Origin of the sequence: Rhodococcus globerulus NBRC 14531 (assembly GCF_001894805.1) — a bacterium.
Classification (GTDB): domain Bacteria; phylum Actinomycetota; class Actinomycetes; order Mycobacteriales; family Mycobacteriaceae; genus Rhodococcus_F; species Rhodococcus_F globerula.
Map to the genome: position 1 here is coordinate 47,557 of NZ_BCWX01000006.1, position 19,586 is coordinate 67,142.

At 57.8% G+C, this 19,586-nt stretch carries 9 protein-coding genes; 5 read left to right on the forward strand and 4 right to left on the reverse strand.

Annotated features, from left to right (window positions below; translation table 11 throughout):
- The first annotated feature begins 150 nt into the window (after window positions 1–150).
- The 3 genes from RG2_RS25995 (at window position 151) to RG2_RS26005 (ending at window position 4,541) form a co-directional block, all read left to right on the forward strand.
- Entirely contained in the window at window positions 151–1,251 is a 1,101-nt protein-coding gene (locus RG2_RS25995) for an LLM class flavin-dependent oxidoreductase (protein ID WP_033236008.1), read from the forward strand.
- 416 nt (window positions 1,252–1,667) lie between these two features.
- On the forward strand, window positions 1,668–2,474 hold the full coding sequence (locus RG2_RS26000) for a hypothetical protein (RefSeq protein ID WP_033236009.1): 807 nt from the start codon (window positions 1,668–1,670) through the stop codon (window positions 2,472–2,474).
- A 162-nt stretch (window positions 2,475–2,636) separates the two neighbouring features.
- Window positions 2,637–4,541 (forward strand): TerD family protein, encoded by a 1,905-nt coding sequence (locus tag RG2_RS26005; protein WP_033236010.1) that lies wholly within the window; start codon window positions 2,637–2,639, stop codon window positions 4,539–4,541.
- Here RG2_RS26005 and RG2_RS26010 read toward each other — a convergent pair.
- The 3 genes from RG2_RS26010 to RG2_RS26020 are packed head-to-tail and all read right to left on the reverse strand — an operon-like array spanning window position 4,517 to window position 10,540.
- Window positions 4,517–7,660: a helicase-related protein gene (locus tag RG2_RS26010; protein WP_051730665.1), complete on the reverse strand. Its 3,144-nt coding sequence runs from the start codon at window positions 7,658–7,660 to the stop codon at window positions 4,517–4,519. The genes RG2_RS26005 and RG2_RS26010 overlap by 25 nt on opposite strands.
- Window positions 7,657–9,423, reverse strand: coding sequence for a phospholipase D family protein (locus tag RG2_RS26015; protein WP_051730666.1), 1,767 nt, complete (start codon window positions 9,421–9,423; stop codon window positions 7,657–7,659). The genes RG2_RS26010 and RG2_RS26015 overlap by 4 nt, the downstream gene beginning before the upstream one ends.
- Window positions 9,410–10,540, reverse strand: a complete 1,131-nt coding sequence (locus tag RG2_RS26020; RefSeq protein WP_051730667.1) for a DUF6361 family protein — start codon at window positions 10,538–10,540, stop codon at window positions 9,410–9,412. The genes RG2_RS26015 and RG2_RS26020 overlap by 14 nt, the downstream gene beginning before the upstream one ends.
- Before the next feature lie 327 nt (window positions 10,541–10,867).
- Between RG2_RS26020 and RG2_RS26025 the strand changes: the two genes are divergently transcribed.
- Both RG2_RS26025 and RG2_RS26030 read left to right on the forward strand, forming a co-directional pair.
- Window positions 10,868–16,345 (forward strand): DUF3320 domain-containing protein, encoded by a 5,478-nt coding sequence (locus RG2_RS26025; protein ID WP_051730668.1) that lies wholly within the window; start codon window positions 10,868–10,870, stop codon window positions 16,343–16,345.
- Window positions 16,346–16,457: 112 nt separating this feature from the next.
- On the forward strand, window positions 16,458–16,739 hold the full coding sequence (locus RG2_RS26030) for a hypothetical protein (RefSeq protein ID WP_133637967.1): 282 nt from the start codon (window positions 16,458–16,460) through the stop codon (window positions 16,737–16,739).
- A 606-nt stretch (window positions 16,740–17,345) separates the two neighbouring features.
- Here the strand turns inward: RG2_RS26030 and RG2_RS26040 are convergent.
- Window positions 17,346–19,586 (reverse strand): 3'-5' exonuclease, encoded by a 2,241-nt coding sequence (locus RG2_RS26040; RefSeq protein WP_033236013.1) that lies wholly within the window; start codon window positions 19,584–19,586, stop codon window positions 17,346–17,348.

The window sequence follows — 19,586 nt, forward strand, 5'->3', positions numbered from 1 at the left end:
TTGTCGGTATTTGTGGAGAACTGTTGAAGCAGTGCATGTTTCGTTGTTCTTCCGGCTTGAGGGTTGCGCTGCCACGGCGGTTCGCTGGAGGCAAGCGAACTAGCGTGTCGAGGGACAGGCGCCGTGCGGCGGTCTCGAGAAAGACGGGTCATGCGTTTTCAGGTTCTGGACATCATCTTCAACCCACCCCATCCAGTGACCGGAGAGGAAGTAGCACCCTCTGACCGACTCAATCGCGTGGTCGAACTCGCCGTTCTCGCCGAAGAGCTGGGCATCGACTCCTTCTCGGTGGGGGAGCGTCACGCCGGCCCGGTGCTGTCCTCTGCGCCGACGGTTATCTTGGGTGCAATTGCGCAGGCCACAGATCGAATTCTGCTCTCGACAGGCGTCACCGTCCTGTCTTTGCTGGACCCGATTCGGGTGGCCGAGGACTTCGGAACCATCGACCAGCTCAGCCGCGGGCGCCTCGAAATCGTGATCGGCAAGGGAAACGAGGTGCTGCAGTACCCGCTGCTCGGACTCGATATCTCCAAGCAGTACGAATACCTGACCGAGAACTACGAACTCCTCAAACTGCTGATCAGCGAGGAAAACGTCAAGTGGGTGGGTACCCACCGGCCCTCCCTCGAGGACGCAACGACGCTACCGCGTCCGTACGACGGGCCTTTCCGCATCTGGCACGGGTCCGCGACCTCCTTCGAGGCAGTGGAACTTGCAGCGAAGTGGGGAGATCCCATCGTTACGGCCAATGCGCTCCAGCCCCGCGAGAACTACAAGGTGCTCATCGACCACTATCGAGAGCAGTATCTCGCTCACGGCCACGATCCCTCCCGTGCGTACGTCGGCTCCGGCTCGGGTGGGCTGTTCCTCGCTGACACGACCGAACAAGCCGTCGAGGAATTCCGTCCCATCTACGAGGGTGCTGTCGCGCAGGCTGACAAGCGTAAGCACGACCCCAAAGCGGTCGGTAAGTCCACGAGCTTCCGGACCATCGAGGAAGCCGTCGACCGTGGCCCCGCTTTGGTGGGCTCCTCGGAGCGCGTCGCCGAGAAGATCCTGGACTACTACGAGAGTTACGGTCACGACTTCCAATCCGTATCCGTCAATCACGTCCTCGACTTCGAGCAGCAGAAGGATACGTTGCGCCGTTTTGCCGAAGAAGTGATTCCCCTCGTGAAAGCGGAAGTGTCGACCAACCTGTGGAGCGTCGGCGACGAGGATCGGGCGAAGGGTTTCACCGCAGTCGACTGAGCAGGTGAGCGTAGTCAGGTCCGACGCTGCGACGAGTCACAGCCTGCAGTAGCTTATTACCGACATCGTGGTCGGTTTTACACTGCAATGAAAGTTCTGTGAGTGGGAGTAGTGCGTTGACGTTGGGTGTGAACTCGCTACCCGCGACAGAACTGTCGGACACGCCATTGGTGTTCCGGCTGATGGATCAACTCCTGTAGTAGCTGCATTGCACCGACACAGCATCGTTGGGTAGCGGCGCCGGAGGTTAGGCGCAGACCGAGGGTGTTCGACCCGCACGACCTTTTCAAGGTTGGTGCGGTAGGAGTCTGGACTGAGAAATCAGCGGAACGTGCTCACCTCGAAATTGAGTGCATTCCGCTGATTTCGCTTTACGCTTGGGCGTCTTGATTCTTCCCCGGCATTGGAGACAAACAGTGATCGACTTCCAGCTGAATACCGACGAATACACGCTTTATCAAGCATTGCCTGAGGACGGATCTGCCCAGGGGAACATCACTACCCGAAAAGCGCTGCGTTGGAGGAAGGCAAAATACTGGGAAACCCGTGAAGGGTTGATCCGAAAACAGGCCGCGATTGCGGGGCTTGGGGGTGGGGGAACCCTGCGCCGCGCGCCAGACCAGGTAGACGGAACTGAACTTGTAGGCCAGGTCGTTGAATCGGTTGGTGGGGTCCGGATTCCCCCACGGGTCAGAGAGCGTCACTTGTATGGCCCGCTCGTCGATACGCTGCGTGAATCATGGAGTAGAGAGACTCGATCGAATTCGATAGTTGTCGAAGACACCTCGGACCAAGGGAGGCGCATCACGGGTGGTCGATGGACTCGCCCTGACATTGTTGCTATCAATCTGAAGGAGTACGACTATCTTCCAGGAAAGTATATCGAAGTAGTTTCATTTGAGGTCAAGCCTGCTGATCAGATTAATGTGACGGCCGTTTACGAGGCGCTGGCTCACAGGAGAAGCGCTACCCATGCCTACGTATTGCTGCATATTCCACAGGTGCGCAGGGATTCCTTGGCAGATGACTTGTTGTCAGTGCGAAGTGTTGCAGCGGAGCACGGAGTCGGTGTCATAACTTTCGGAGAACAAGATAACTACGACACATGGTCGATCCTGGAAGTTGCGCTCCGTGTCGAAACCACGCCGGAACGATTGAACGACTTCATCGAGACTCAGCTGTCGTCTGACTCCAAACGCAAGATTGCGATGAGTGTTCGTTAGTTCAGTTTGAGGGGACTGATTCGAACGTTTCGAGAGGTTTTCGATCGGTCCAACAGACTGTCAGTGCTTCGTAATACGATTTGTCAGACAGTTCGGGAATGATGTCGATGACAATCGACCGCCGAGCCGATCGTTTTCATGGTTTCTGATGGAGGAATTTCGATGACTAGTGCGTTGAGCCACGCCGAGACGCTTCGACTGCCTGCGGACCACCGCTGGGTCGTTCTCGACGTCGAGACGTCAGGGATGCGGTCGGCATCGCACCGTGTACTCAGTATCGCCGCATTAGTACTGCGTGAGGACGGTTCCGTAGAGCGTCAGTTCTCGACTCTGCTCAATCCGGGATGCGATCCGGGGCCCGTCCACGTTCACAACCTGACTCCCGATCGCTTGGCTGGTGCGCCGCGTTTCGAAGACATTGCTGAGGAATTCGCCGACTTGCTCTCGGGCCGGACCATGGTGGCGCACAACGCGTCGTTCGACTACGGCTTTCTCGACGCAGAGTTTCAACGTGCCGGTTTCGGTACCCCGATCGAGAAGCGACTGTGCACGTTGGCGCTCTCGCGGCGCTTGGAGCTCGATGTGCCCAATCATCGGCTCGCAACGTTGGCTGAGTACTGGAAGATCGAGCAGCTCAACGCGCATGACGCGTACGACGATGCTCGCGTACTCGTCGAGGTTTTCGGGCGGAGCGCATCACTTGCTGACACTCTGCAACTTCCACTTCCGGTAGTCGGCTGTAAGGACCGCCGGGTCACGGCTCACCCACAACAGATCAAGCGCGTACCGTCGTCATTCGCGAATCCTGGACGTCTCGATCTGACGCGTGGGCTGGTTCAGGGCATGAAGGTAGTAATCAGCGGTCCGACCCGTACACCTCGGATTTCGCTGGCAGCCCGCCTCACAGACGCGGGTTTCGACGTAATGAACACCGTGAGCCGACAGACGAGTGTTGTGGTGTGCGACAACGCCGCATCACAGAGCGGGAAAGTGCGAAAGGCCGCATCCGACGGGATTCCCATCATCTCGGAGCAGCAGCTCGAAGACTTGTTGGTCCGTTCGGTGCCCGGTGAGATCAAGAACGAGGGTGCCCCGGCGGTGGTGTCCACGGTCGTTCCAGAGCCCGAAACGCCGACGGTGCCTGTGGTTATCGAGGTCGAGCGTGGGGCGGTCCTAGTGCCGGAGATTGTCGTACCTGCGCAACCTCGTCCCGTCATCCGTCCATCGACCATCGCGACGGCATCGCCACTTGCGAATCGAAAGGCAAAAGCGTGGCAGGGACGCCGTGTTCTGATTCTCGGCGGCAGTCATCTCGACGGCGTGATTATGCGGTCGCGCATCCTGCAGCTCGGTGCTCGTCCGTCACTCAACTTCACAACCGCGGTCACCGAAGTTTTGGTGTTGGAGGGCGGTGAATCCGACAAGCGAATGGCACGGGTGATCGAACGAGGGCTTCCACAGATCAAGGAATCCGATGTTAACGAGTCCCTGGTTTCAGGCGCTGTTCCGGCGCACATGAAGCTCGAATCGCGCTTGTCTGCACCGATTTTGATGCGCGGTGAGGTCGTCGATCTTCCTGCAACTCAGTCGTCGTGGTCGATCAACGTTGCGTGGCGGGCAGAGAACGTTGGAGACGAATTCGACGTCGATGTGGTTGCGTTTCTCCTGGACGGAACCAACAAGGTCGATTCGGATCAGGATTTCGTTTTCTACAACAACACCGTGGATGAGGATGGGGCGGTCGAGCTTTCCGTCGACGGTGACAGTGAGCAGAGTGTCCGCGCAGATCTCGATGCTCTGCCTGCGGAATGTCAACGTGTTGTCATCGCAGCAGCAGTCGACGGCGACAAGACCTTCGGCGACATAGGAGCAGTCTCAGTCAGCATTGATGGTCCCGACGGAACATTTGCCACATTTGTACTCGATCTCGGAACGGTCGAACGAACCATGGTTCTCGCCGAGATCTACCGCCGCGGAGATGTTTGGCGCCTTCGGGCGGTAGGTCAGGGGCATAACCACGGACTTGGCGCTATGGCTGTCGGCTACGGTGTCGAGGTGGACGACTGACCTCGATTTCTCTCTCTAAAAGGTGGAGTGAGGTCCAGCCGCATGGCGGCCGCTGCTTCTGCGTCGACATCCCGATGCTGGAGTAGTTCGATTAGGTCTTCTTGTCGGGGTTGCCCAAAAGCCAGGCGGTAGAGGGCAACTCCGGCTTTGGATTTCTCCAGTCGAGGGCCGTCGATGCTCAACTCATAGGGCATCAGTTCGCGAATCACCTTGTGAGATCCAGAGTAGATCCAATCCGGTACGAGTCCGCCGAGATCTTCATCTGGGATGACGTACGCGGCCGTCCAGGGGTGGACGTCGTGAGCGCCCAAAATGCTGATCCGGTGGCGCTCGACTAGGTTGCGCCGCACAGCATGGCCACGGAACCGGTTGACGCGACCGTCGCGTTGTTCGAAGTCAACGGGGTTCGACGGTGTATTCCAATGCACCACATGGTGACACCAAGGGTGGAAGTCGATTCCCTCCTGGCCGGCGCTGGTCGAGATCACGATGAACGGCCAGAACGGACTGTTGAATGCATGGCGAATGTGGGCCGGCCGCAACGACTCGTCGCTCTCCGATTTCCCGCCGTACTGAACGGCAAGGTGGGTCCGGAAGCGGATGTCGTCGGCTTCGTCGACTGGGTCATGCGAAAGACTCTGGCCGACTCGAAGTGACATTGCCTCGGCTGCAGAATTGGCGATCACGTAGAGCTGATCGACGTCGAGAGGCTCGCTCTCGTGGGTCGGCGTCAGTTGCCCGAGATACTCGTCGAGGACTGCCTGGAGATTGCCGTCGGCGCAGTACTGCAGAACTTGTCGCCAATACGGTAAGTCAGGGTAGAGCTGTCGCAGTAGCAGTGCAGATTGCCAACGATTGAACGTTGATCGAAGTCCCGACGCGATAGTGGCAGCGGCTCCCCAGATGTCGCCATCAGCAACATCCGGGGCAATGCGCAATCGTTTCAGCGACCGCCACGCGCAGTTCGCCGGAGAGTGTGCCGCCAGTTTGGCGGTCACCTCCACGAGGTCGGGCGGGATCCGACCGTCGGTCAGCGTTGTAGTGGTCTCGGCGAGGGTCAGGAATGGATCGAGATTAGTTGCCTCGTCAGTCGCCTCGGCATCTGAGTCATGATGCGACTGTAGGACATTGCGTAGCCATCCTTGATCGTGCGAGCTGAAATCGAACACGTCGAAATGCTCACGATCGATGTGGATTGGCCATGACCAGTAGAAGTGTTGTGCCCCAGTCGCAGTGGAAGTCTCGCGATCATGAGGAATAGTCGACTTAAGGCGCTCTGCCACTGTGGTTTCGAAAGACGCGGTATTAACCGGGTCGACGTGGTCTCGAGCAAGTGCCAGTGGATCCGACATCGCTGCGAGGTGTGGCATTGGCCAGAACAAGGCAAGCGTGGTCATCTGTGGATTGGAACCGCTGTATTCGAGCGGTGAACCGATGGCCCGGAGGCTACCCGAATCATTGGGGACGATTGAAGAATGTCCTTGCATCAAACGATGTTCCGCGTGATAGCTCAGAACCGAAGCGACGGCCGGAGGCGTTGACGACCAGCTGGAGAACACGAGACGCTTGGTGATTTGCGCCAGATGTGGATCGGCAAATGGACCGTTGGGCGTCAGGTACGGAAGGCTGGGCGGGATCCACAGCAGTTTCTCCCAGCCTTTATCGACGGTTCCGTCGCGGAAACTTCGAGTTCGAGCGTTGCCCGCTTCGATCGCACCAAACTTTCTGACAGCAGCGGTGTCGATGCGGCTGATGTCCAGTAGTCGCGACTCGTCATTACTAGCGGTTGCAGCGTACTTCCGGCCGAATTGGTAGTTACTCATGAAGTTGATGAAGTAGGGAACGGACTTCCAGTAGTCCACACTGAACTGGGCCTCGAGTTCCCTGGCGAGGCGACGCAGGGCCGCGTAGCCGAGTAGTTCTCGAAGTTCGATTCCGGTGATCGTGGACAGTTGTTCTCGAACCATCGTGCTATCTGAATCTGCCGGGCGTTCCACTCGACACATCAAGGACAAGAGAAGGTTTCGTAGATCTGTTATAGTCTGCGTGGCTTCTCGATCCTCGACTACGGCAGATCGGAACTGTTCGAGCAGTGTCATGATGTCACTGGATTTGACCAGCGTCGATCCTTCGGCGAGGAAGTTGATCGTCTTGGTGAAATCGGAGTAGTGATCGGTATTCGACTCGTCGGCCTCGGTAAACGGCTTGTATGGCGTTGCGGAGAGAAGCAGAACCCGTGTCCCGTGATGGCCGAACAGGTGGCGTGCCAGGTCGCCGGCGGCTGTTGTCTCGTCCATCAGTTCTGTGAACCGCTGGAACTCATCCATGATCACGAGATCCGGTGCGAGCGAATTCACGCTGGCATGAGCAAGTTCGTACCGCATATCTGCGATGAGATTCGTGACGGCTGGATCTCGATCGGGATCGTCGATCGGTCTTTTCATCAGGTCGAATAGTCTGTCGGCGATGGACGGTTCGCCAGCGTTGATCGTGGCAGCAAACGCCTCCAAGATCGACGCGTCAATTGAGTCGCCGAACTTCTTCTCGAAAACTGCGACGTCCCTTTCGAAGGTATCCAATGAGGCGACGGAACCCTGCAGAATCGTCAGCGCGGCCACGCATTGAGTCGGGGAGAACTGGAACTCGCGATCGAGCAGCAAAAACAGCAGTTGCCGCTCATCGGAACGGCCGGTCCGTTGCCCGGTCTTGAACGATGTATCCGGTGTTAGTGAAACAAGATTGACAGGTACGCGCAGGTTGTCCCGCTCCGAGTCCAGTCTGCGGTTATGGGTAGCAAGTAGCGTCAACCGGCTGGTATGGGTGATGTCTTTGTTGCCGGTGACATTGAGACGTTCGAGATTCTGTCGTGCTAGGTCGATGTTGGAGCAGATGTAGACGATGTTGATCTCGGTGCCTGGTAGACCCTGTTGGAGGTGTTCGATTGTGCGGGCGATGATTCCGCGGGCCACCATCGATTTGCCGAGACCGGTTTCGTCTGCGACGAGGAAGTGGCGACTGGGATCAGGTTTGTAGAACTGCTCGAATACATGGTCAACGGTGTCTCGTTGAAAGTCGCGTAGTCCCGCAAGAACTGTCTCGGCACGAAATTCCTGGTTCATGAGTTTCTCCCGTTTAGAACGGTTGCGGCAGAGTGAATATCTGTCCAGAGTGCGGAGAATCCTGGAGGCAACAGGTCGCGACGTGCGTCGTCACGATGGAGGCGGCGAATGAAGCCGTCCATATCTGTCAGGACAGCCGGGGCTGTAGCTAGTGCCAGTAATAGTGCTTCGAGAATCCCCGGGAGCGGTCCGGATTGGGATCCTTGGCCGCGGACTATCTGGTCGAAGGTTTCGCCTGCGCTGTCCCCGCCATTGGAGATGGTGAGCATCAGGGCAATGAAGCGCAGGACATCCTCGGGTTTCTTGAGCTGTGATGCGAGGATTTCGTCGAGGCGCTCGTCGGGTTCGTCGATCAGATTGGCAACAACTACTGTTGAGCCGGTCAATCCGCCAGGTTCTGTGACACGAACTGCAAGGAACGGCATGACGTCGACCAGCGTCAGCCCCGGGCTGACGAAGTCGACTGGTTGGTCGGCCGTCATGGCTACTGCAGACCCGGGGCGAGTAGTGAGTTCAATCGTGGCTGTGAAACCACCGGGAAGTGGCATGGGCAAGGCAGTTTCAATCAGTAAGTCGAAGTATTCTCCAGCGGGTTGGACGGTCGCAGCAAACGGAGTCGACGCAATAGCTTGCAAGACCTTGTCGAGTTCGCGTCGAACGGCGTCGGCTTCATCGGGTTCCGCGCCGCCTGAGGCTTCGTACGGGCTGATGATGGATCCGAGCCCACTGCTCCCGAGCATGGCGTCGATTCCGAATTTCTTCTTAGCACCGGTCATTTCAACCAGAATCTCGACATTCTTGTTGAACGCCGCAGCGGTGGCATTGGCTGAACCTATGAAAAGTCTTGCCCAGTGGTTGTATTCAACGATGTACGCCTTGGCGTGCAATCCGCCTAGTACATTCGCCGAGTCTGATTCAGGATTAGGAATTCCAGCATCAGAGTTGAGTACGTACGACGCGTTGAACCACTTCAGAGTTTGCGGGCGGAGCTGTTCGAGGGCTTCCGCGCGGCTAATGACATCTGCGATTACACGTTCGCCCGGAATCGCAGTGTCGAAGCCGTCGTCGCCCAGGAATGGTGAAATCGCGAGGTGCCGGGTGCCTTCGAAATTGGGCGATGGCTTGTGACCTGGTACACCGAACACGTGAAATTCGATATCCGAGAGTCCCTCGGGTGCGGTCCATTCGGCATACCTGACGTCGTCGGCCAGCGTGTGCATGCGTCCGCGCCGAGTCGGCTCCAACGGCGAGATAGTGGCATCGTCGGCTAGGTATTGAAGCAATGCCCTCAGCGGCTTGTTGGTCTTATTTCGTGCGCTACCCATAGTGCCGTCGAGTGCAACAACCATGTCCCAGGAATTGTCCCGCGTCAGGTTTCGGCTCTGAACGAGGAGCCGGAAACTGACAACTTCCTCGTCGTCGACGTACTTTGCCAACCAAATTTTCGGGTGAAAGAGAGTGCCTGGGCGACTGCGGACGGCATGCACTGCGGGCTCGAGGAAGGCCATCAGTGCATTGGTTCGCTCAGGAACTCGGATGTGTCCGGCCTGATGAAATATGTCGATAGTGTTGGCGCAGATACGAATAGACGCAAGCATGGCAAGCGGATCGGTCGCATGGGACTGCGGAGCAAAAGCGAGTGCAGGTAACAGCGCGGACTGTAGATCAAGGGTGAACGTGGTCCCCATCAGATGGACGAGCTTTGAGCCGGCCGGTGGCCGAAGTTGATCCACCAGTGTGGCTCGTTCGTCAGGCGCCAGCATGGTTCAGTCCTTCGGAGATGTCGCTCAGTATTTGTGATGCTTGTGGCCAACGGAATTGGAGTCGACCGGCGCCGGACGCGCCTTGCCAGAGTCGTAGTTGCTTCTCGTTTGTCAGACGTGACTGCGCGCCCTTGTTCTGAAACTCACGATCGCCGATGAGTCTTCGCAGCTCGACGGAATCCGTCGGCGCTCCCGCCCCGAGGGCATTGACGCCGTCGATCCAGGTTTCGACGAACTGTTGAGTTCGCGATGGTATCGCCGGGAACCTGCGCCACAGGCGCGACCGATCCCAGGTTGGTACGAGAGGATGATTCCAGTACCGCGCGCTCCACTGCTCGAGTTCTTCTCGGTAATGCTGGGCGGGCGCCTCTACACTCGTCAGCTCATGGCGCTCGTACGCTTCGCCAACCATAAAGTTGTAGAGCAGTGCCGCGCCGTGCAGCGCAAGGGAGAACAGCTCGGTGTCTTCGACCAGGTCACGAAGTTTCTGCGGTGCTGCATCCAGATCGAGATCCCAGAGGTTATGGACGTCGAGGTCGGCCATCGTCGGTTGGCTCAGCAGGTGCGCGAGCAATGAACCTTCGCAGGTCACGACCATTCGCTCGCGAAGCCAGTTCGCCTCCGCCGCAGAAAGATCGAATCCTTGCTCTGTCACGTCCGTCGGGAACGATTCGGGTGGGGGGAGTGTCGACCACGGTAAGCCGTCGCGTATCTCGTCGTCGTTTGAGGCAGCCTTCCGTGTTTGCGGCAGGTGCTGTGGGCGGGTGTCTTGGCGCAGGATCTTGTAGGTCTGCAGTGCATTCCAGTAGATCGTGGAGGGGAGTACCCGCACAGCTGCGCCGGCGACGCGTCCAATCAGGCCTTGGGTGTGGCCAGCTTCTCGAAGGGCGAGCAGTATCTCTCGTTGTTCGCGGTCTGCAGCCTTCACCAGCGCTGCACCCGACTTGCCCAGCGCTGCTCGTTGGAACGTCCACGGAATGAGCACGAGGTAGCGTGCCCGTGTCTGGACCGTGGAGATCCCGGGGAACAAGAGGTCTGCGAGTCCGTCCCTGATCTGGCCGATTCCGAGATTGTCGAGAGTTCCAGGTTCGCTGAATAGCGCAACCAGCTCGCGCATTCGTCGTTCTTCTTCAGAGGACGTATCAAGCCAGGCGATTAAGGACATGGGTAATGCACGGCTGCTTTCACTTCAGTGGCGACACGGGACGATTGCTGTCAGGTTACTGCAGGTGTACCGCGTATGAAGCATCGTGCTTTCGGTTTAGGTTCTTCTACAAAGCATGAATGATTGACGATGCGTTCGACGGGCAGGACTAGTGCACGGTTCGCTAACGCGCATTTGATGAGGTGCACCTATTTCACGCTGGGCGGTGGGTGTCCTGGAAGATGATGTCGACATAGCTGTCTAGAGTTGGTTTCGATTTTGCTATCGAAGGGGACAAATATGGCGTACGAGTCAAATGATGAACAGTCTGACATCGACGGGAGCGAATTGCCCGCCGATGTGGCCGTTCGGCTCGATCGTCAGCTTGTGTCCTGGCGAGAGAAGCTTCTCGCACTTGATCGGCGTCAGCGATTGCTCTATTTCAAGCACACGAAGAGCGCATCTCTCGAGATTCTGCTGGGAGGGACCGAGGGACTTCTCGAGATGGTCACCGCCGGTGACGTGCCTGTCAGACCTCAGCCCGAAACTGGTGAGGCCGTACCAGCACGGTCGATCGTCGTGAGTAACAAAACGAGTGACACTCTGAAGACAGCGCTTAGTCGACTCGACCAGCAGTCTCAGCAGTCGTATGCCGACAGAGGCGTTTGGACCCTGCATTTGGGTCTCGGGATGCTTCGTTGGAAAGACGCAGGCGACGATGCTCTGGTCGAGAGTCCAATCCTCATGGTCCCGGTGCAGCTCAAGCGGACAGGTGCAGACTCACCGTATGTCCTCTTCCGCGCTGAGGACGATATTACGGTCAACCCGGCTCTCAAGCTGAAGATGGAGGAGTATGGGGTCACGTTGCCTGACGTGGATCCTGATTCGCCGGACGTTGGTGCTCTGACGTCGGAGATCGCCCGAGCGATCCAAGGGCGTGAGGGTTGGTCCACAGTTGATCGTGCGGTGTGCTCGAGTTTCACATTCCATAAGGAAGCCATTTATCGAGACCTTCTTGCGAATTCAGAAGCAGTTGCAGCGCATCCGATGGTGCAGCTCCTAGCAGTCGGCCCCGACGCACCGTCGGCGGGAGAATTTGCATTCGATCCGACTCCAATCGAACGCTTGGACCAAGTATTTCCGCCTGAACAAATGTTCAGCATTCTGGATGCAGATTCCAGTCAGCGTCGTTGCATCCTCGCTGCCACTGACGGGCAAAGTTTCGTCATGGATGGGCCTCCCGGTACGGGAAAGAGCCAAACTATTGCCAACATGATCGCCGAGTTGATCGCGCTAGGAAAGACGGTGCTTTTCGTCAGTGAAAAGGCCGCGGCTCTCGACGTAGTTCGGGATCGGTTGAAAGGCGCAGGCCTGCAGCAGTTCCTTCTCGAATTGCACAGCCATGCTGCCACCCGAAAGCAAGTGGTGCAGGAGCTCGCCACGACGCTGACAACTCGGGTATCTGCTCATCGAACATTTTCCGGAGGTGACGAGGGCCGCCTCGTCGGAATTCGCGAAGAACTGACCGGATATACCGAGGCTCTGAACGAAACGCGCTCGCCGCTCGGGTTATCTGTGTTTGAAGTGCTGGGGCGGCTCGAACAGCTTTCTGACCATGTCGATGCATCGGCAGATCGGGGTATTAGCTGGAGCAGCCTAGATGCACGTGCACTGTCCCAACTTGGTGAGGTTGCCACGAGACTTGGCAACCTATGGCATGTCTCCGAACGTGGCGATGATTTCCTGTGGCGAGGGTTGTCTCGGCGGGATCTCGGCGCCCCTGAGGCTCGCGAACTCAAACGGGTTGCTACGCGTGCAGCTGAGACGGCGAGTGCCCTAGCGGTAAGGCTTGACACCGTGGATACTGCCACCGGCCTGAGATTGACCCGGAACTTGGATGGAGTGAGGAAGCGGTCGGCTTTGTTGGCGTTGCTTGAGGGCTCGTATGCGGTTCCAGCTGAGTGGTTTTCACGCCTTTCCTTGCAGCCGGTTCGCGTTCGGTTGTCTGAGGCAAAGGCAGCTGTCGAGAATATCGTTTCAAAGTCGAACGAACTCGATCGCGTGGTTGGACCGAGATGGAATGAGCTGGACGAGGCTCATTTGTTGGTTCTCGAGAACGGCCTCAAAGACTCACTTCTCGACGGTCGGATGGGTCCGACTGCGATTGAAGCTCTGGAGCGACAGCTAGCTGAGGTACCGGTACAACTTGCAGCAATACAGGACGACGCAATCCAGCTGGCTGCGCTCCTAGGCGTTCCATCTGCAGGACTTACCACTGCCCGCGCGGCTGAACTCGCAGAACTCGCCTCCTTGGGTGGCGTTGTAGAACGCCCAGAAGGGCATTGGCTTAATGCGGCGTTGCAGAGTCAAGTTGCAGAGTCGATCCTCGCCATGGACAAGATGGTGGATCACGCGAGGCGCCGCCAGGAGGCCATGCGCGAATACTTCACTCCCGCTGCGCTCGAACAGGATCTAGGTGCACTGGCAGTTCGATTCCGAGATGTGTACAAGGGGTTTGGAAAGTTCTCCAAGGCAGCTCGGGCCGACAAGAAATCCCTTAGAGACGTAACGGTGTCCGGCAAGTTGGACAAGGCTCTCGTCGCGCGCTTGGAGGAGGCCGCGAGCTGGCAACAGGCTGTACAAGAGCTTGGTGCTGGTGAGCAGTCTCACGCACCACGGTTGGGTAGTGCCTATCAAGGCTTGTCAACAGATTTCGACAGTCTGCGAGTTGCGCTGGGAAATGCGCGGCGTGCCGCGACTCTCGCCGGTATTGAGGTAGATCCGGATCGGCTGGCTAAGCAGCTGGCGAGTGGTGGCGAACCGGACCCCGCGTTGATTCTGATTGCCGACCGACTGAAGGCGGCGTTGATCCAGTGGGGCCGGACCGTTGCGGCATTGTCTGGCCACCTTGAGGATTCGGCCGCACACTCCAGACCAATGGAGAGCATTAGTCAGTGGGCAATCGCCGGTGTAGCTCGACTGACCCCGGTACGCAATGCCCTAGTGCACGTTTCCACAATTGCACAGCGGGAAGTTGGATTGCATGAAGGCGTCTCGCTGATCGCAGCCGCGCGGAGCGTGCGAATTAGCCTCGCGGACCTTGAATCGGACGCCGCAGCGGATCCTGCGCTTTTCGGAGATATAGACCTCGATCTCTCTACCGACTTCGAACTAGTTGAGCAGCAGCTAGATTGGGCAGAGGCTGTGCGTCGTTCCGTTGGGGTTCCGATTTCTGTTGGGGTTGCGAAGAGACTGGAGTACGTGACGGTTCCGGCCAGTGAACTAACTGGCGTTGCCACGAAGTGGGAACAGGTCAGCGCGGAGCTGGTTTCGCATTTCTCCACCGGACGTAGCGCCGAGTTGGAGGTCGATCTGCTCGAGGATGTCGACGGAGCTGCGGAGCTACTGGCAGATATGGAAAGCACCGCGATTCCCGATATCGAGAACTGGTGCAACTATTTGCGAGATCGCGAATGGATGCAGGAGAAGGGTTTCGGAAACGTTCTTGCCGAACTCGAGAAGAGTCCCAGATCACCCGAGATTGTCGCGCATTCGCTCGAGTACGCGGCGTTGGAAGTTTGGGTGGACGAGGTTGTCCGAAGTGACAGCCGATTGGCTGGCTATCAGGCCGAAAATCGAGATGCCTTGGTTGCAGGCTTCAAGAGCCTCGATCAAACCCAGGTGCACGATGCCCACGCGAGGGTTATTGAGATGTGCAACGCACGGGCGCCGCGTTCCATCATTGGTCGACCGGCGCAGGTAATTATTCGCGAGGCCCAGAAGAAGACTCGACACAAGCCGGTTCGACAGCTACTGGAGGAGTCAGGTTCCCTCGTACAGGAACTTAAGCCCTGCTTCATGATGAGTCCGCTGTCCGTCTCGCAGTACCTTCCGACGGGAATCAAGTTCGATGTGGTGATCTTTGACGAGGCGTCGCAGGTGCTCCCTTCGGACGCCGTCAACTGTGTATACCGCGGTAATCAATTGATCGTTGCAGGGGATCAGAAGCAGCTACCGCCCACGAGTTTCTTCTCGGTTAGTGATGACGCTGCGGGCGAAGACGAAGATGATGAGATTGATGTGTTCGAGTCGGTTCTTGATATCGCCAAGGGCGCCGGTGGGCTGACGTCTCTGCCATTGAACTGGCACTATCGCAGCCGTCACGAAGATCTCATCACCTATTCGAATTATCGCTTCTACGGCGGAAGCCTGCACACATTTCCGGGCGCTGTGTTCGACGCCCCAAATCTGGGCGTTGAGCTGGTCCCTGTCAAAGGTACGTATCGCCGTGGAACAACGAGGGATAATCCCGTCGAGGCCGCCAAAGTTGTTGAGCGCGTGCTCTATTTCGCTCAGTCCTTTCCATCGGAGTCGATCGGCGTGGTGACGTTCTCGTCTGCGCAAGCTGATGCGGTAACAGCGGAGTTGGAACTACAGTCGGCGGCACATCCGGTCCTGGCAGGCCTGCTCAGTGACCACGATCGACTGGACGGATTCTTCGTCAAAAGCCTTGAGAATGTGCAGGGTGATGAACGCGACATCATCATCTTCTCCCTCGGATATGGGCCTGACGAGAACGGGAAGTTCACGATGAACTTCGGCCCACTCAACAGGGAGGGCGGCTGGCGCAGACTCAATGTCGCAATTACCCGCGCAAGAAAACGTGTGGAGGTCGTATCCTCGTTCCGTGCATCCGAGATGTCCGCGACGGTTAACGAGGGCCTACGCCACTTGAGGAACTACCTAGACTTCGCGGAACGTGGGCAAAAGGCGCTGGCACTTGATCTGGACGAGGGCGATGGTGATGTGGAAAGCGTTTTCGAAGAACAAGTTATCAATGTCATTCGAGGTTGGGGGTACGACGTAGTACCTCAGGTCGGTGTTGCGGGCTACCGGATCGACATGGCCGTGCGGCACCCCGACCGTCCTGGTCAGTATGTGATCGGTATCGAATGTGATGGTGCGGCTTATCATTCGGCAAAGACAGCCCGCGATCGAGATCGCCTTCGTGAATCGGTTCTCCGCAATCTCGGTTGGGAGCTGCACCGAATCTGGGGGCTGAGCTGGTGGCGTGATCGCGAGGTACAGGAGAAGCGACTGCGAGAGGCGATCGAGGTCGCGATAGCTGAGAGCGATCGTCCGATAGCCCCAACGGCAATTCCGGAGATGGTTGCCCCACCAATTGCGGTCGAGGAAGTGGATTTTGATATCCGGCCGGATTGGGCAACGGAATACACGATGGTAGGTACACCGAGGTGCCTCAGGCGCGATCCCAAAACTCTTGAGGGGCAGCAGGATCTACGAGCGTACTTCGTTCAAGTTGTCGAGGCCGAGGCGCCGGTTCACCGCGACGTACTCTATGAGCGCTTCAAGCAGGCGTGGGGAATTCAGCGGCTCGGCGCCGTCGCGAAGCGAAGTGCTGAGAATGCGCTCGCTGCAGCCAACATCAAGGGGCGTTCGGTTTCGCCGATGAGTGACGGCGTATGCCGATTGCCGGATCATGCATTGTCTGTAGTACGGATACCGGGTGCTGATCAACCGCCCCGTAAGTTGGTACACATCCCGGAGGAGGAACTCGACCTCGCTGTCACACGCTTGATCGAGGATGCGCGCTTGCTGGACGGAGACACTCTCGCGCAGCAGGTATCCAAGTTGTTCGGCTGGCAGCGTGCAACGGAAGAAAACCGTTCGGTGACAGAGCTTTCCGTTGACCGATTGATCGGACGTGGTGAAGTGGAGCGTGTTCGCGGAGGCGAACTGGCTTTGGTGACGGAATAAGGATTCCGCCCTGCTTGATAGTTCCGCTGGCAGCTTGTCGGTTGTCTATGCACTTCTGCTAGCTTTTGATTGCACAAGGTCGAAATTCTCATGAACGAGATTGGTGAAGTTAGTGATTGAGTTCAACTGGTCCGGTGGCAGGATGGCCGACGAGCCCGATGAAATCGCCGATGCGTTGAATTACCTCTTGTCGGTTGATGCGGAACACGAGGCCGACGCGGTCCGGGACCGAATGGAAAGAGCAGTGTGGGAGAAGAATCCGGGCTCCACGGTTCAAGCGGAAGTATCTCCAGTCAGTCATAACGTAGTAGCTGTGCCAAATGGTACTCAGGTCGGTTACCTTGTAACTCTTATCGCAAAGATCATGGTCGATATCGACTTCAATTTTGATTGACTAGATGACCCTCTTAGTGAGGTCAGAGGTAACCCGTTGCCTCGTATGGGCACTCGATCCGGTTGGCGCACTGTTGTTTTCACGGCGATCGCTGCGCGATCTACTGCAGGTACTTCGGTTGCGGAACATTCCGCTTGCGGTTCGGGTTCTTCCGTTTCTTGGCTTTTGGTTGGGTGCTTTGCTTCGCCGGTTTTTTCGCCGGAGACTTCTTGGCGGCATTGAGTTGACGTTGAGCGCTCAGCGCATTCCGGCGAACCTTGAGCTCTTCGTCGCTCTCCGACTCCTCTGACGCGTTGAGCGGTCGGAGTGCATGTTCAGCTAGGTAACGATGTGCATTCGCGATGACAGATTCGAAGTTGAGGCAACGTACGCACCGCGACGGTTCTCGCTTCCCGAGATTGCTGGTCGATCCGCACCATGCGCACTCTTTTGCAGGGGCATGTTGACTGCGTGTGGATCGTCGGGAAGTGGGATCTGACGCGTTCGCAGCGGCAACGTCGCTGGCACCCCACTTGGGGGTTCGTGCATCCGCAGTCGGGTTACCGGTATGAAGATTCACCCCGCGTCGTGCACGAACCATCCGGTTGCCTCTCTCAGACCAAAGAACTACTTCTTCGTCTTGCCCAACAGCTCGGACCTCTTACCGCTCCAAGTGACGATCAGTTCGTCTCGGGCCCGGCTCGAAGCAACGTAGAGCAATGAACGCTCCCGCAGCATCGCTTCGTCACGATCCTCCGGCGCTACCGCGCGCAGCGATGCGGCAGACGGCACGTGGGCATCATCGACACTCGCGAGTACCACCCGTGAGAACTCCATGCCTTTGGATCGGTGCATGGTTAGAACCTGAACGAACCCTGGCGCAGGGGGATTGTTGTCCAAGGCGCGCGCCTCAACGCTTCGCTCGCCCAACGCGCGGACGAAGCGTGCTCGATCGTCCTGGCTTCGGGTGAGCACAGCAATGGTCTCGGGATCGAGTCCGTCTTCGATCCACTCATAGACGTGCTGGGCGACTTTGTCGAGTTCCTCTGTCTGGTCTTTGCATTCGATCAGCTGCGGTACCGGTCCGCTGCGAGCCGAGCGGTATTCGGCAGTTGACTCGGCACCTGTCTCGAGGTCCTTGTATTCAGCGCCAGCCAGGATGCCGACAGCAAAATTCAAGTTCTGCGCCGTAGTGCGGTAGTTGAGAGTCAGTCGTCGCGAGCGGCCGACAATCTTGATTCCGAGTCGACCCAGAACTACCGGGCGTCCATAGATTCGCTGATGTGAATCTTCTGCAATGAAGAGATCATTCGGTCCTTCGTCGACCAATGCGCGGAGCAGTGCCCAGTGTGTGGCATGGAGATCCTGGGCCTCGTCAACGAGGACGTGGTCGGCGAGTCGACGTTTGCCAGCTTCGTGAGAGAGGCGCAAGGATTCTGCGGCGAGTGCCAAGACTTCGGGGAAACTGATGGCCCCTTCCATCCGGTTGTGGCGGCGGTACCCCTCGACCAGCTTCCAGACTGCGATGCGTTGCGGACGAGTGAGGCGCACACCGCGTCCCGGCCGCGCTACCTTTGCGTACTGCTCGAGTGTCGTGACTTTGTTTGCGAGTACAACCGCTACGTACTCGTCTTCGAGGAACGAGGGAGTCGCCAGGGTAGCGTCGAGTCCACTGTCGACAGTCTCGATAACTTCGCGCCACACTTTGTCAGAGCGGTTACGTCCGCGCGTATCGACGCTGGCACCAAGAACTGCCTCGCACGCCTCGTCTACGTTGTCGGCCTGATCGAGTACCGCCTTGGCGAGTGCATCGACGCCTTTCACATAGACACCGACTGCACCGGGCTTGGTCGCAATGTCGACGCCGGGATCAAGCGCCTTGAGATCGCTTTCGAGTCCCATCGCCAATGTCTTGTTATACGTAGTGAGGATGATCCTGGCTTTGGGGTTCTGCCGTGCCAGCTTCCGTGCTCGGTGGATGGCGACGACGGTCTTGCCGGTGCCGGCGCCGCCGGACAGACGGAACGAACCATTCTGGTTCGCGTCCGCGTACTTTCGCTGTTCCGGGTGGAGGAAGGTTCGCCAAGCGCCGAAGTCGCCGCTTTCGATAACCCGGCGCAGCTCCTCGTTGTCTTCGATAAATGCGAACTGCAGCTGAGACGCCGGGTGCTTGAGAGCTTCGAGGATCTGCTCGTCCTCGTCGAGGTTCTCGTCAGGTAGTGCAGCTTCGTCGAGACCGTGCTTTGCACGGATGTCTTCGATACTGATGCCGGTGATGAGGTCGGTGAGAGCGCTGCCCTGCCAGGCCACTGCGGTTTGTGCGATTTCGAATACGGCATCCTGGCTGGATGCTTCGAATGCGAGTTCTGAGATTTCCGGGTCGAGGCCCAAGCGTGTTTTGAGATCGTCGAGGGCGAAACCGAGACCCTCGAGGTAACTCGCCAGCGGCGCAGCGGGCTTGATCTTCTTCAGGGTGCCGTCTGGGTCGGGGACAGCGACCAGCTTCTTCCGGTCATCCACGCCGTCGAGCTCGCCAATGATGCCTTCGAGCACACCGTTGACGGGATTGACCCGTAGGACTGATCGCTCGGCAAGGCCATTCGCCTCATCATGCGGCCAAGTGCCCATATAGATGTAGGTGGTGTCGCCGAGTTTGTCCTCCACCTTGAACAAGATTGCGCGGTAGTGCTTGTCGACGCGGGCCGTGCGCACGCGAGGATCTTTGGAGGCCTGGATCGGTTCGATGTGCAGGCCCGAGCCGGTGTCGTCTGTGTTGAGCTTCTCGATGAAGTCCATCACCTTGGCTTTGACGGACCGGTCGAGCTTTCGCATCGCCTTGTTGTTCGATGCGATAACCAGATGTGCCAC

Excerpts from the sequence above, each read along its gene's own strand:
- RG2_RS25995 (WP_033236008.1), top strand. The coding sequence starts at position 151 with ATGCGTTTTCAGGTTCTGGACATCATCTTCAACCCACCCCATCCAGTG.
- RG2_RS26005 (WP_033236010.1), top strand. The coding sequence starts at position 2,637 with ATGACTAGTGCGTTGAGCCACGCCGAGACGCTTCGACTGCCTGCGGAC.
- RG2_RS26010 (WP_051730665.1), bottom strand. The coding sequence starts at position 7,660 with ATGAACCAGGAATTTCGTGCCGAGACAGTTCTTGCGGGACTACGCGAC.
- RG2_RS26015 (WP_051730666.1), bottom strand. The coding sequence starts at position 9,423 with ATGCTGGCGCCTGACGAACGAGCCACACTGGTGGATCAACTTCGGCCA.
- RG2_RS26020 (WP_051730667.1), bottom strand. The coding sequence starts at position 10,540 with ATGCGCGAGCTGGTTGCGCTATTCAGCGAACCTGGAACTCTCGACAAT.
- RG2_RS26025 (WP_051730668.1), top strand. The coding sequence starts at position 10,868 with ATGGCGTACGAGTCAAATGATGAACAGTCTGACATCGACGGGAGCGAA.